General features: G+C 44.8%; 14 protein-coding genes. All 14 read left to right on the top strand.

The genetic code is table 11. The features are described 5' to 3' along the window. The first annotated feature begins 96 nt into the window (after positions 1 to 96). The 14 genes from iscR (at position 97) to hisS (ending at position 13,322) form a co-directional block, all read left to right on the top strand. Positions 97 to 618 carry a Fe-S cluster assembly transcriptional regulator IscR gene (iscR, locus tag AACU28_RS21605; protein WP_017079865.1) on the top strand — a complete coding sequence of 174 codons (522 nt, stop codon included), beginning with the start codon at positions 97 to 99 and terminating at the stop codon, positions 616 to 618. 27 nt (positions 619 to 645) lie between these two features. Continuing rightward, the gene (locus AACU28_RS21600) at positions 646 to 1,860 is read left to right on the top strand and encodes an IscS subfamily cysteine desulfurase (protein WP_004735093.1); all 1,215 of its coding nucleotides are present in this window, start codon (positions 646 to 648) and stop codon (positions 1,858 to 1,860) included. A 33-nt stretch (positions 1,861 to 1,893) separates the two neighbouring features. Continuing rightward, complete coding sequence (iscU, locus tag AACU28_RS21595) at positions 1,894 to 2,271, top strand: Fe-S cluster assembly scaffold IscU (protein ID WP_004735094.1); 378 nt, start codon at positions 1,894 to 1,896, stop codon at positions 2,269 to 2,271. Positions 2,272 to 2,374: 103 nt separating this feature from the next. Next, entirely contained in the window at positions 2,375 to 2,698 is a 324-nt protein-coding gene (gene iscA, locus AACU28_RS21590; protein WP_004735095.1) for an iron-sulfur cluster assembly protein IscA, read from the top strand. Positions 2,699 to 2,778: 80 nt separating this feature from the next. Then, complete coding sequence (gene hscB / locus AACU28_RS21585; RefSeq protein WP_009848288.1) at positions 2,779 to 3,294, top strand: co-chaperone HscB; 516 nt, start codon at positions 2,779 to 2,781, stop codon at positions 3,292 to 3,294. A gap of 22 nt (positions 3,295 to 3,316) precedes the next feature. Further along, entirely contained in the window at positions 3,317 to 5,167 is a 1,851-nt protein-coding gene (gene hscA, locus AACU28_RS21580) for a Fe-S protein assembly chaperone HscA (protein WP_017090953.1), read from the top strand. A gap of 20 nt (positions 5,168 to 5,187) precedes the next feature. Then, the gene (fdx, locus tag AACU28_RS21575; RefSeq protein WP_004735098.1) at positions 5,188 to 5,526 is read left to right on the top strand and encodes an ISC system 2Fe-2S type ferredoxin; all 339 of its coding nucleotides are present in this window, start codon (positions 5,188 to 5,190) and stop codon (positions 5,524 to 5,526) included. A 92-nt stretch (positions 5,527 to 5,618) separates the two neighbouring features. Further along, the gene (iscX, locus tag AACU28_RS21570; RefSeq protein WP_004735099.1) at positions 5,619 to 5,819 is read left to right on the top strand and encodes a Fe-S cluster assembly protein IscX; all 201 of its coding nucleotides are present in this window, start codon (positions 5,619 to 5,621) and stop codon (positions 5,817 to 5,819) included. Between the two features lie 206 nt (positions 5,820 to 6,025). After that, complete coding sequence (gene pepB, locus AACU28_RS21565) at positions 6,026 to 7,321, top strand: aminopeptidase PepB (protein WP_065606557.1); 1,296 nt, start codon at positions 6,026 to 6,028, stop codon at positions 7,319 to 7,321. A 106-nt stretch (positions 7,322 to 7,427) separates the two neighbouring features. Next, positions 7,428 to 7,862: a nucleoside-diphosphate kinase gene (ndk, locus tag AACU28_RS21560; protein ID WP_004735101.1), complete on the top strand. Its 435-nt coding sequence runs from the start codon at positions 7,428 to 7,430 to the stop codon at positions 7,860 to 7,862. A 473-nt stretch (positions 7,863 to 8,335) separates the two neighbouring features. After that, positions 8,336 to 9,478 carry a bifunctional tRNA (adenosine(37)-C2)-methyltransferase TrmG/ribosomal RNA large subunit methyltransferase RlmN gene (locus AACU28_RS21555; RefSeq protein WP_004735102.1) on the top strand — a complete coding sequence of 381 codons (1,143 nt, stop codon included), beginning with the start codon at positions 8,336 to 8,338 and terminating at the stop codon, positions 9,476 to 9,478. Positions 9,479 to 9,918: 440 nt separating this feature from the next. Next, positions 9,919 to 10,854 carry a cytoskeleton protein RodZ gene (rodZ, locus tag AACU28_RS21550; RefSeq protein WP_121603577.1) on the top strand — a complete coding sequence of 312 codons (936 nt, stop codon included), beginning with the start codon at positions 9,919 to 9,921 and terminating at the stop codon, positions 10,852 to 10,854. Between the two features lie 7 nt (positions 10,855 to 10,861). Then, a complete protein-coding gene (gene ispG, locus AACU28_RS21545; protein ID WP_004735104.1) occupies positions 10,862 to 11,983 on the top strand; it encodes a flavodoxin-dependent (E)-4-hydroxy-3-methylbut-2-enyl-diphosphate synthase in 1,122 nt (373 codons plus the stop codon). Between the two features lie 70 nt (positions 11,984 to 12,053). Further along, on the top strand, positions 12,054 to 13,322 hold the full coding sequence (gene hisS / locus AACU28_RS21540; RefSeq protein ID WP_004735105.1) for a histidine--tRNA ligase: 1,269 nt from the start codon (positions 12,054 to 12,056) through the stop codon (positions 13,320 to 13,322). Positions 13,323 to 13,399: the final 77 nt, after the last annotated feature.

Genomic DNA, 13,399 nt, shown 5'->3' with positions numbered 1-13,399 from the left:
ATGAATACCTGACTAAAATAGTCAACTAAATACTTGACCAATTTAGTCGGGTATGGGAAAATTCCAACCACATAAACAATGTGGATACGGTGTGATATGAAACTTACATCTAAAGGAAGATATGCGGTAACAGCTATGCTAGATGTAGCACTGCATTCGCAAAAGAGCCCAGTTCCTCTGGCTGACATTTCAGAGCGACAAGGCATCTCGTTATCTTACTTAGAACAACTATTTTCTAAGTTACGTAAAGCTGGCTTAGTTGCTAGTGTTCGTGGTCCTGGCGGTGGTTACCGTTTAGGTGCTGAAGCGAGCGACATCGCTGTCGGAACTGTGATTGCTGCAGTAGACGAATCAGTGGACGCAACTAAGTGTCACGGTCGAGCAGACTGCCAAGGTGGTAGTCGTTGTTTAACTCACACTTTATGGCGTGATTTAAGCTCCCGAATCAGCAGCTTCTTAAACGACATTACGCTCGGTGAGCTAATGAAAGATAACGAAGTTTTACAGATTTCTGATCGTCAAGATATCGATCTTGCGGTTAATAATGGTTTTGCACATAAAAATACGAGCACTACAACGATTAGTGCAGCACCTCACGGTGTTAATGCCCGCTCTTAGCGGTCAGTTTTTACATTGGAGTAGAAAATGAAACTGCCTATTTACTTTGACTATTCAGCTACATGCCCAGTCGATCCACGTGTTGCTGAAAAAATGGTTCAGTGCATGACGATGGACGGTAACTTCGGTAACCCTGCATCTCGTTCACACCGTTACGGCTGGCAGGCAGAAGAATCAGTAGATAATGCTCGTGAGCAAATTGCCGATCTACTAAATGCAGACCCACGTGAAATTGTTTTCACGTCAGGTGCTACAGAGTCAGACAACCTTGCTATCAAAGGTGCAGCGCACTTTTACGAGAAGAAAGGTAAGCACGTAATCACGTGTAAAACAGAACACAAAGCGGTTCTTGATCCATGTCGCCAACTAGAGCGTGAAGGTTTTGAGGTTACTTACCTTGAGCCAGAAGCAAACGGCATCATTGATCTAGACAAGCTACAGTCTGCAATGCGTGAAGATACTGTTCTAGTTTCTATCATGCACGTAAACAACGAGATTGGTGTAATCCAAGATATCGGTGCAATCGGCGAGTTATGTCGTGCACGCAAGATCATCTTCCACGTTGATGCGGCGCAGTCTGCGGGTAAAATCCCACTAGACGTAAAAGAGATGAAAGTTGATCTTATCTCTATGTCTGCACACAAAGCATACGGCCCTAAAGGCATCGGTGCTTTGTACGTTCGTCGTAAGCCACGTATTCGTCTTGAAGCGCAAATGCACGGTGGCGGTCATGAACGTGGTTTCCGTTCTGGTACGCTTGCTACTCACCAAATCGTGGGTATGGGCGAAGCGTTTGCTATCGCTAAACAAGACATGCAGAAAGATTACGATCACGCACTAGCACTTCGTGAGCGCCTATTGAAAGGTGTTCAAGATCTAGAAGCAGTAACCGTAAACGGCGACTTAGACCAACGTGTACCACACAACCTAAACGTGAGCTTTGCTTTCGTTGAAGGTGAATCTCTGCTTATGTCTCTTAAAGACCTAGCAGTATCATCAGGTTCTGCATGTACATCAGCAAGCCTAGAGCCTTCATACGTTTTACGTGCTCTTGGCCTGAACGATGAACTGGCACACAGCTCAGTACGTTTCTCATTCGGCCGTTTTACAACGGAAGAAGAAATCGACTACGCGATTGCACAAATTCGTGTAGCGGTAAATAAATTACGCGACATGTCTCCTCTATGGGATATGTATAAAGAAGGGATTGATTTGAACACTGTTGAGTGGGCTCATCACTAATCTCACGGAAATAGAGGATTCGAGGTAACTATCATGGCATATAGCGAAAAAGTAATTGATCACTACGAAAACCCACGTAACGTAGGTTCGTTTGATAAAGAAGACCCAAGTGTAGGTAGCGGCATGGTTGGCGCTCCAGCTTGTGGTGACGTAATGAAACTGCAAATCAAAGTATCTGCAGAAGGTATTATTGAAGACGCAAAATTCAAGACTTACGGTTGCGGTAGCGCAATCGCTTCTAGCTCACTAGTAACTGAGTGGGTTAAAGGTAAAAGTATTGATGAAGCAGCTGCAATCAAAAACTCTGAAATCGCAGAAGAGCTTGAGTTGCCACCAGTGAAAGTTCACTGTTCAATTCTTGCTGAAGATGCAATCAAAGCAGCGGTTGCGGATTACAAAAAGAAGCACTAATCGCTTCAATACCGTAATCACGTCGAAAAAATAAGTAATATTTGGGAGCACCCTTTGTGCTCCCACCTGAGTTCTCAATTTATATAAAACACAAGGTTGTAGTATGGCCATCACCATGACAGATACGGCAGCAAGCCGAGTTCAAGCTTTCCTAGATAACCGTGGTAAAGGTCTCGGATTACGCTTAGCAGTAAAAACTACTGGCTGTTCGGGTATGGCGTATGTACTGGAATTCGTTGACGAGCTTAACGAAGAAGACGAAGTGTTTGAGCATTCAGGTGTTAAGGTCATCATTGATCCAAAGAGCCTAGTATACCTAGATGGTACTGAGCTTGATTATGTAAAAGAAGGCCTAAACGAAGGTTTTGAATTCAACAACCCGAACGCGAAAGGCGAATGTGGTTGTGGTGAGAGCTTCAATGTTTAAACGCTTGAATCGTTAAGCGTTGTAAGCGAAGAATAAAATTAGGCTCTGAACAAAGAGCCTAAACTTAGGACCACCTTTACATGAATCATTTCGAATTATTTGGGCTACCACTTCAGTTTCAACTGGATGGTAGCCTTCTTTCTTCTCAGTTTAGAGATCTGCAACGCCAATTCCATCCTGATAAATTCGCGATAGCTTCTGAGCGTGATCGCTTATTAGCCGTGCAAAAAGCGGCACAAATCAATGATGCGTACCAGGTATTGAAGAATCCAATCAGCCGAGCAGAATACCTGCTGGTTCAACACGGTGAAGACATTCGTGGCGAACAACAGACCATGCAAGATCCGATGTTCCTGATGGAGCAGATGGAATTGCGTGAAGAGCTGGAAGACATCGCAGACAGTTCTGATCCCGAAGATGCGCTATTTGCATTTGAAGGCAAGGTTAGCAAAATGTATAAACAACAATTAAGCGCTATCCAACAAGAACTCGAAAGCGAAGCTTGGCTTGAAGCTGCAGACCGAGTAAGAAAGCTTAAGTTTATTGCAAAATTAAAGAATGAAATCGAATTAGTTGAAGATCGTTTGATCGGCTAGTTTGTATAACAAGGACACCTCCATGGCACTACTTCAGATTGCAGAACCAGGGCAAAGCGCCGCTCCTCACCAGCATAAGCTTGCTGTGGGTATTGATTTAGGTACAACAAACTCGTTGGTTGCTGCAGTACGCAGTGGCGAGGCGAGTACACTCGTTGATCAACAAGGTCGAAGCATTTTACCTTCAGTTGTTCACTACCAATCGGAATCTTATACGACTGGTAATGAAGCGCGTGCAAATGCACAAACTGATCCTAAAAATACCATTATCTCAGTTAAGCGATTAATCGGTCGTTCACTGTCAGATATTCAACAGCGATACCCGTCTCTGCCATATCAGTTTGAAGAAAGTGATAATGGTTTGCCTGTGATTCGCACAGAGCAAGGCAACAAGAACCCAATTCAAGTATCAGCAGACATTCTGCGAGCGCTAGGTCAACGTGCTGAGTCAACACTAGGTGGCGAGCTATCTGGTGCAGTGATTACCGTTCCTGCGTACTTTGATGATGCACAGCGTGCCGGTACGAAAGACGCTGCGCAACTTGCTGGTCTTCACGTGTTACGTCTTCTTAATGAACCTACTGCCGCAGCGATTGCTTACGGTCTGGATTCCGGTAAAGAAGGGGTAATCGCCGTTTATGACTTGGGTGGTGGTACGTTTGATATCTCTATCCTACGCCTATCTAAAGGTGTCTTTGAAGTTTTAGCAACCGGTGGTGACTCTGCGCTAGGTGGCGATGACTTTGACCATTTGATTGCAGAGCATTTCCAAGCGCAAATGGGCTTATCAGAGCTAACGGCAGAACAGAACCGTATTCTTCTAGACGCAGCAACAGAAGCGAAGATTGGCTTATCTGAAGCTGAAAGTGTTGATGTTGACGTACTAGGTTGGTCTGGTTCATTAACTCGTGAAGAGTTCGAAGAGCTCATCAAGCCATTAGTTAAGAAAACGCTACTTTCGTGCCGTCGCGCACTGAAAGATGCTGAAGTTGACGCGGACGAAGTTCTGGAAGTGGTTATGGTTGGTGGTTCAACTCGTACCTTACTTGTCCGTGAAATGGTGGGTGGCTTCTTTGGTCGTACGCCATTAACCAGCATTAACCCTGATGAAGTGGTTGCGATTGGTGCGTCGATTCAAGCGGATATCTTAGTTGGCAACAAGCCTGACTCTGAGATGCTACTTCTAGATGTTATCCCACTTTCCTTAGGTATCGAAACTATGGGTGGCTTGGTCGAAAAGATCATCCCTCGTAACACCACGATCCCTGTTGCTCGCGCACAAGAATTTACCACGTTCAAAGACGGTCAAACTGCAATGACAGTGCACACCGTGCAAGGCGAGCGTGAAATGGTCGACGACTGTCGTTCACTAGCTCGATTTGCTCTGAAAGGCATTCCGCCAATGACAGCAGGTGCTGCGCATATTCGTGTCACTTACCAAGTGGATGCTGATGGCCTGCTATCGGTTACCGCGATGGAGAAGAGCACTGGCGTTCAAGCTGAAATCCAAGTTAAGCCTTCTTACGGTCTAAGTGACAACGAAGTAGCTAGCATGCTGAAAGATTCGATGACGTTTGCAAAAGAAGACATGCAAGCGCGCGCTCTGGCTGAGCAACGCGTAGAAGCGGATCGTGTTATCGAAGGCCTTATTGCTGCGATGCAAGCTGATGGTGACGAGCTGCTTGATGAACAAGGAAAACAACAACTTGTTCAAGCGATTGAAGCACTGATCGAAGTGCGTAATGGCGATAATTCCGATGCCATTGAACTAGAAATTAAGAATACCGACAAAGCGAGCCAAGACTTTGCTTCTCGTCGTATGGATAAATCAATTCGAGCTGCACTGTCAGGTCAGTCAGTCGATAATATTTAATAGTTAGAGAATAGATAAACATGCCAAAGATTATTGTTTTACCTCACGAAGATCTATGTCCAGAAGGCGCTGTTTTAGAAGCAAAAACTGGTGAGACGGTTCTTGATGTTGCACTGAAGGCCGGTATTGGTATTGAACACGCATGTGAAAAGTCGTGTGCATGTACTACATGTCACGTTGTGATTCGTGAAGGTTTCGACTCATTAGAAGAAAGTGATGACCTAGAAGACGACATGCTTGATAAAGCATGGGGTCTGGAAATGGAGTCTCGTCTTGGTTGCCAAGCTAAAGTGGCGGATACTGACCTGGTTGTTGAGATTCCAAAGTACACATTGAACCTAGCTTCTGAAGAGCACTAAGAATTCAGCTCGGCTAAAACTGTTAGTAAAACTGGCATAGAATATAAATCATGAAGATGACAAATCGTCGCTGATAAATATAAGGAAGTGTTATGAGCTTGAAATGGATTGATTCGCGAGATATTGCGATTGAACTATGTGATTTATACCCAGATACCGATCCTAAAACGGTGCGTTTTACGGACTTGCATCAATGGGTGTTAGATCTCGAAGATTTTGATGATGAGCCGAATCACTCGAATGAGAAAATTCTAGAGGCCATTATTTTGTGCTGGATGGATGAGATGGACTAGCCCTCTTGTTCTATAATTTGGCCGTTGGTTGGAATTTATCCAATATAAAACACAGCCAAGTTAACAATTCTTACTAAAAAAAGCGGACCTTATGGTCCGTTTTTTTATCAAAATGACATTTTTCTCCTACATAATGCTAACATCAGTCCGCTAATAAAAAATAATCAGAACCACACACTCAAGGTGGTTCATGACAAGGAGAAATCATGTCTACACAGATGTCAGTATTTTTAAGTCAAGAAGCTGCCCAGCCTCAGTGGGGAGCAAGAGCTATTTTATCGTTTTCTGAAGCGGGAGCGACAATTCACATTGGTGAAGGCCACGATTTAGGGGCGGTTCAACGTGCTGGTCGTACGCTTGACGGACAAGGTATCGCATTGGTTTCACTTAGCGGTGAAGGGTGGGATTTAGAAAGCGTTTGGGCTTTCTACCAAGGCTACCGTGGACCAAAGAAAAAGAATGCATTGGAATGGGATACACTTTCAGAAACCGATCAAGCTGAGCTAGAAGCTCGCATTCGCTCTACTGATTGGACTCGTGACATTATCAACAAAACCGCTGAAGAAGTGGCCCCTCGTCAATTAGCGACAATGGCTGCGGAATACATCAAGTCAGTGGCTCCTGCGGGCACAGTTAAAGCGAAAATCGTTAAAGACAAAGACCTACTAACCGAAGGTTGGGAAGGCATCTACGCGGTAGGCCGCGGCTCTGAGCGTACTTCTGCAATGCTTCAACTGGACTTCAACCCTACCGGCGACGAAGACGCACCTGTATTTGCTTGTCTGGTTGGTAAAGGTATCACTTTCGACTCAGGCGGTTACAGCATCAAGCCAGGTCAATTCATGACAGCAATGAAGGCTGACATGGGCGGCGCAGCAACTATTACGGGTGGTTTAGGTCTAGCGATTGAACGCGGCCTGAACAAGCGTATTAAGCTTATTCTATGTTGTGCAGAGAACATGATCTCGGGTCGTGCATTGAAGCTTGGCGACATCATTACTTACAAAAATGGTAAGACGGTTGAGATCATGAATACCGATGCGGAAGGTCGCTTGGTTCTTGCTGATGGTTTGATGTACGCAAGTGCACAAAACCCTGAGTTGATCATCGACTGTGCAACGCTTACCGGCGCGGCTAAAAACGCACTGGGTAATGATTACCACGCGCTATTGAGCTTCGATGATGAGTTGTCTCATCAAGCACTAACGGCTGCAAATCAAGAGAAAGAAGGCCTATGGCCATTGCCTCTTGCTGATTTCCACCGTGGCATGTTGCCTTCAAATTTTGCTGATCTATCAAACATCAGCTCTGGTGATTACACTCCGGGTGCAAGTACAGCTGCTGCGTTCCTTTCTTACTTTGTCGATGACTACAAAAAAGGTTGGATTCACATGGACTGCGCGGGTACTTACCGTAAGTCATCAAGTGATAAGTGGGCTGCAGGCGCGACCGGTATGGGTGTTCGTACACTGGCTCGTCTTCTTATCGACCAAGCAAAATAATAATAAGAGTGAGCGGTATTTCGATACCGCTTATTCATCAACTCAGATCGAATGATCTCAGTAATTTCAGTATTTAATAACAAAAAAATGAAGTGAAGGAATCCCTATGGCTCTAGAAAGAACGTTCTCAATTGTTAAGCCGGATGCAGTTAAGCGTAACCTTGTTGGTGAAATCTACCACCGCATTGAAAAAGCAGGCCTACAGATTATTGCCGCTAAAATGGTTTCTCTTACTGAAGCGCAAGCAAGTGGCTTCTATGCAGAACATGAAGGTAAAGAGTTCTTTGGACCACTAAAAGAGTTCATGACTTCTGGTCCTATCATGGTTCAAGTACTTGAAGGCGAAAATGCGATCGCTCGTTACCGTGAACTAATGGGTAAAACTAACCCAGAAGAAGCGGCATGCGGCACTATCCGTGCTGACTACGCAATCAGCATGCGTTACAACTCAGTACACGGCAGTGACAGCCCTGAGTCTGCAGCTCGCGAGATCGAATTCTTCTTCCCAGAATCTGAAATTTGCCCACGTCCAGCTGAATAAGCAGACAACAGAAAATATCAATAAAGGCTTCACTTCGGTGAAGCCTTTTTCGTATGTGGACTTTGCATTCTCGATAATCTATTTAGTCGTCATTCCCGAGAGCTACGTAGGAGTGTAATCGGGAATCTCTGTTAGTTGTTGGAGATTCCAGATACCTCGTTCCTCAGTTCTGGAATGACGGGCTTTGAGGAGTTCATGACCTGATAGCGATGAATGGTGGGGCCACAATCTTGTGGTAAGTATTGGTTAGATTGTGGAGATTATTTACGTCATTCCCGAGAGCAACGGAGGAGCGTAATCGGGAATCTTTTCTTCAATTTAGGTATTCTCAGACCGAACAAAACAATTGTTCAAGTTTTAATCGCTTAACTTTGAATGTCTTAATAAACACAGGGTTTTACAGCGCTTGTTGAAGTTGCGTAAAGCCTGTACAATTCGCGCCCTTAATTATTGTTCCGTCATTGAGAGGCATCATGACCACAGCTAAAGTCAATCTACTCGATTTTGATCGTAAAGGTCTTCGTAAATTTTTCACAGAAGAACTGAATGAGAAAGCGTTTCGAGCAGAGCAAGTGATGAAGTGGATTTATCACTTCGGTGTCGATGACTTCGAACAAATGAACAACATCAACAAAAAATTACGCGAGAAACTTCTGCATCGCTGTGAGATTGTTGCACCTATCGTTTCTGAAGCTCAGCACTCTGCAGATGGCACCATTAAATGGGCGATGAGCGTTGGTGACCAAGACGTTGAGACGGTATACATCCCAGATGGTGACCGTGCGACGCTATGTGTATCTTCGCAAGTCGGTTGTGCGCTTGAATGTAAATTCTGCTCTACGGCTCAACAAGGCTTCAACCGTAACCTGAAAGTTTCAGAGATCGTTGGTCAAATCTGGCGTGCTGCACGTGAAATCGGTTTAGAGAAAGATACGGGTCGTCGTCCAATTACTAACGTCGTAATGATGGGTATGGGTGAGCCTCTGCTTAATATGAAGAACCTAATTCCATCATTAGAGCTGATGCTTGATGATCTAGGATTCTCACTGTCTAAGCGTCGTGTGACAGTATCAACATCTGGTGTTGTTTCTGGTCTTGATCAGATGACAGACAACATCGATGTGGCTCTGGCGATTTCTCTACACGCACCAAACGATGCACTACGTAGCCAAATCATGCCAATCAACGACCGTTGGGATATCCAAGATTTCCTAGCATCGGTTCGTCGTTACATTGCTTCTTCAAATGCTAACCGCGGTAAAGTAACGGTTGAGTACGTTCTATTGGATCATGTGAATGATGATATGGACCACGCTCGTGAACTTGCTGAGCTAATGAAAGAGACGCCTTGTAAGATCAATTTGATTCCATTCAACCCTTATCCGGGTTCGCCTTACAAGAAGCCAAGCAACTCTCGAATTGATCGCTTCCAAAAAACGCTGATGGAATACAACTACACAGTAACGGTTCGTAAAACACGTGGTGATGATATTGATGCCGCATGTGGTCAGCTGGTTGGTGATGTCATTGATAGAACCAAGCGTACTAAAATGCTGAAAGCCGCCTCTGAAGCTAACTTAATCGCAGGTGATGTGATTCAAGTAAAAGCGGTTTAAATACCATTTAGATCTAAACAAGCCAGAAGGATTCCTTCTGGCTTGTTGCTTTTCTGGAAGGTGAATTTCCAAAAATTGGATTTTTTCCCCACGCTTTCTTACATTTTTCGTTAAATTTTGGACAAAACCATGAGCTGACGGTAAATTTTGTCGAAAGTGTTTTTGCCTTGTAATGGCATTAGCTTATGATTAAATAATCTTAAATTAATTTAAGTGCTCGCTTGTTACCCGATAATCGTCAATGTGTCTATTTAGGTTGGCTACTTGATAAACTAGCTTCCTGAGAAAGTCGCTCACCAACAGTGTGTGGTTTTCTACTTTAAGGGTTGATGAACCGGGTGACAGGAAAAATTCCACATAGTAGGTTGTAAGATTGAGCTTAAACGAAAATAAAAAATGCTCTCATCAACCTGCAATAATACTTTAGAAGTTCACTCTCTATGAACACAGAACAAGAAACACAAACGCAAGAAACTGTCGCTCCAGCAATTGAAGCGGGAACGCTGCTCAAAAATAAACGAGAATCTCTTGGTTTAACACAAAAGCAGATCTCTGATCGCTTGAAGCTACGCGTTACGCTTATCCAGCAAATTGAAGAAAACCAATTCGAGTCAGATCAGGTTGCCACCTTTATGCGTGGTTACATTCGTTCATACGCGAAATACGTCAATCTTGATGAAAAAGTCGTGTTGAACGCGCTTCATCATTCTGGTGATGCCCAACATCAAGAACAAGAAATGTTGAGCTTCTCTCGTAAGACTAAAACCGAGAAGCACAACAGCCGTATTATGCTCCTTACTTGGAGCATCTTTGCTGTGATTGTGGGTATCTCCTCACTTTGGTGGTGGCAGAACCAACAGCAAGATACCTTATCTCAATCTTTAGCCAATACTGAAAGCTCGGAAGAGCTAGTGGTAGAAGAGTCGCTTGATCCTGAACTGACTTCACTCGAAGTGATTGAAGCAGAACAAAACACAGAGACATCTCCTGTTACTGAAAACTCTGATGAGCTTACTGAAGTGAGTTCAGCTGAAGATTCAGTAACTCTTGACCCTGTTGAAGTCATTGAAGAAGCACCAGAAGCAGCAAACGTTGCTTCGGTTACTGCGGAACCAGAGACTGTAGCGCCTGAAGCTGTGGTTAACGAGCTAGTGATGCAGTTCTCTGCTGATTGCTGGATCCAAGTGAAAGATGCTTCGGGCAAAACGTTATCTACCGGCATTAAAAAAGCAGGCCAGACATTAAATCTTTCTGGAACTGCACCATATAAAGTGATTCTGGGTGCGCCTGAAGGCGTATCGATGACATTTGCAAGTGAACCTGTCGACCTTTCTGGGTATACTTCAGGCAAAGTAGCTAGAATAACCTTACCTTAGAGTTAATATGCAACACGAATCTCCTATTATTCGTCGCAAATCAACCCGTATTTATGTGGGTGATGTGCCGATCGGTGATGGTGCACCAATTGCTGTGCAATCCATGACCAACACAAGAACAACAGATGTCGCCGCGACCGTCGCTCAAATTAGAGCTTTGGAAAAAGTGGGGGCAGATATCGTTCGCGTATCTGTACCGACTATGGAGGCCGCTGAAGCTTTTAAGCTAATCAAGCAGCAGGTCTCTGTTCCTTTGGTTGCTGACATTCACTTCGACTACCGTATCGCTCTTAAAGTGGCAGAGTATGGGGTTGACTGTCTGCGTATCAACCCAGGTAACATCGGTAACGAAAGCCGCATTCGCTCTGTTGTGGATTGTGCTCGTGATATGAATATCCCGATTCGTATTGGTGTTAACGGTGGTTCTCTTGAAAAAGAGATCCAAGAGAAATACACAGAGCCTACAGCAGAAGCGCTAGTTGAATCTGCAATGCGTCACGTCGATATCCTAGACCGTCTGAACTTTGATCAATTCAAAGTCAGCGTGAAGGCTTCTGATGTATTCCTAGCCGTCGGTTCTTACCGTTTGCTTGCTAAGCAGATTGACCAACCACTTCACCTAGGTATTACTGAAGCGGGTGGAGCTCGTGCGGGTTCTGTGAAATCGGCTGTAGGTTTGGGCATGTTATTGTCTGAAGGTATCGGCGATACGCTGCGTATCTCGCTAGCAGCAGATCCAATCGAAGAGATCAAAGTTGGCTTTGATATTCTTAAATCTTTGCGCATTCGCTCACGTGGCATCAACTTCATTGCGTGTCCGAGCTGTTCTCGCCAAGAATTCGATGTTATCAACACTGTTAACGCCCTTGAAGAGCGCTTGGAAGACATAGTGACTCCAATGGATGTCTCTATCATCGGTTGTGTCGTTAACGGCCCTGGTGAAGCTGAAGTGTCTCACTTAGGCCTTGCGGGTAGTGCTCGTAAGAGTGCCTTCTACGAAGACGGTAAGCGTCAGAAAGAGCGTTTTGACAACGATGACCTTGTCGACAAGCTTGAAGCTAAGATCCGAGCAAAAGCATCGGTGCTTGATAAAGCAAATCGCATTGATGTAGAAAACTTAGAAGATTAATACAACGCGATGGGGTGTGTTTGTCTATTCGCACTAACACCTGGTCGTGAGAAATTACGGAATAAATACTGTGGCTAAAAATATCCAAGCAATTCGAGGCATGAATGACTGCCTACCAACTCAATCACCACTGTGGCAGAAAGTAGAAAGCGCAGTTAAAAGTGTGGTGAGTGCATACGGTTACAACGAAGTACGTATGCCTATCGTTGAAGAAACGAACCTATTTAGCCGTGCGGTTGGTGAAGAGACAGACGTTGTTTCTAAAGAGATGTACACCTTTGATGACCGTAATGGCGACAGCCTAACGCTGCGTCCAGAAGGCACAGCAGGTTGTGTACGTTCATGTATTCAAAACAGCCTTATCAACCGTGATGAGCAGCGCCTATGGTACATGGGTCCAATGTTCCGTCACGAGCGTCCTCAAAAAGGTCGTTACCGTCAATTCCACCAATGTGGTGTTGAAGTGTTTGGCCTAGACGGTCCAGACGTTGACGCAGAACTTATCATGATGACAGCACGTCTATGGCGTGAACTCGGCATCGATAAGCACGTTCGCCTCGAGCTGAACTCAATCGGTTCTCAAGAAGATCGCGTAAGCTATCGTACAGCGTTAGTGGCTTTCCTTGAGCAACACATTGATGTGTTAGATGAAGACTGCAAACGTCGCATGCACACTAACCCTCTACGTGTACTTGATACTAAGAACCCAGATGTTCAAGCGATCTTAGGTGACGCACCTCGACTATCTGAATATTTAGGTGAAGAATCGAAGCAACATTTTGCTGGTTTGTGTGAACTTCTTGACGCTGTTGGTATCGAATACCAAGTTAATGAGCGTCTAGTACGTGGCCTAGATTACTACAACCGCACAGTATTTGAGTGGATCACTGACAGTCTTGGTGCTCAAGGTACAGTTTGTGGTGGCGGTCGTTACGATGGTCTTGTTGAGCAACTAGGCGGCAAAGCAACCAATGCTGTTGGCTTCGCAATGGGCCTAGAGCGTCTGGTTCTTATGATGGAAACGCTAGAGCTAACAGAAGTTCGCCGTAGCGTTGACGTATACGTGGTTGCTGCTGGCGAAGGTACTATGATCGCAGGCATGCAGTTAGCGAATCAATTACGTGACACCGTTGAAGGCGTACGTGTAATGAACCACTTCGGTGGTGGTAACTTCAAGAAGCAATTCAAGCGTGCTGACAAAGTAGGTGCTGTTGTAGCACTGGTACTTGGTGAGAACGAAGTTGCTGACAATACAGTTGTGCTAAAAGATCTGGTTGGCGGCGAGCAAGAAACCGTGTCTCAAACGGAAGTTGCAGAGAAAGTTGCTGCGCTAATCTAATTAGCCATTGAGCAAACGCTCATCATGAATATCAACGTCAGCACTATGCTGGCGTTTAAAGAATTAAAGAGGACAGG

Source organism: Vibrio sp. SBT000027 (assembly GCF_963894355.1).
Lineage (GTDB): Bacteria > Pseudomonadota > Gammaproteobacteria > Enterobacterales > Vibrionaceae > Vibrio > Vibrio splendidus.
This window is presented reverse-complemented; position numbering and strand designations above follow the sequence as displayed.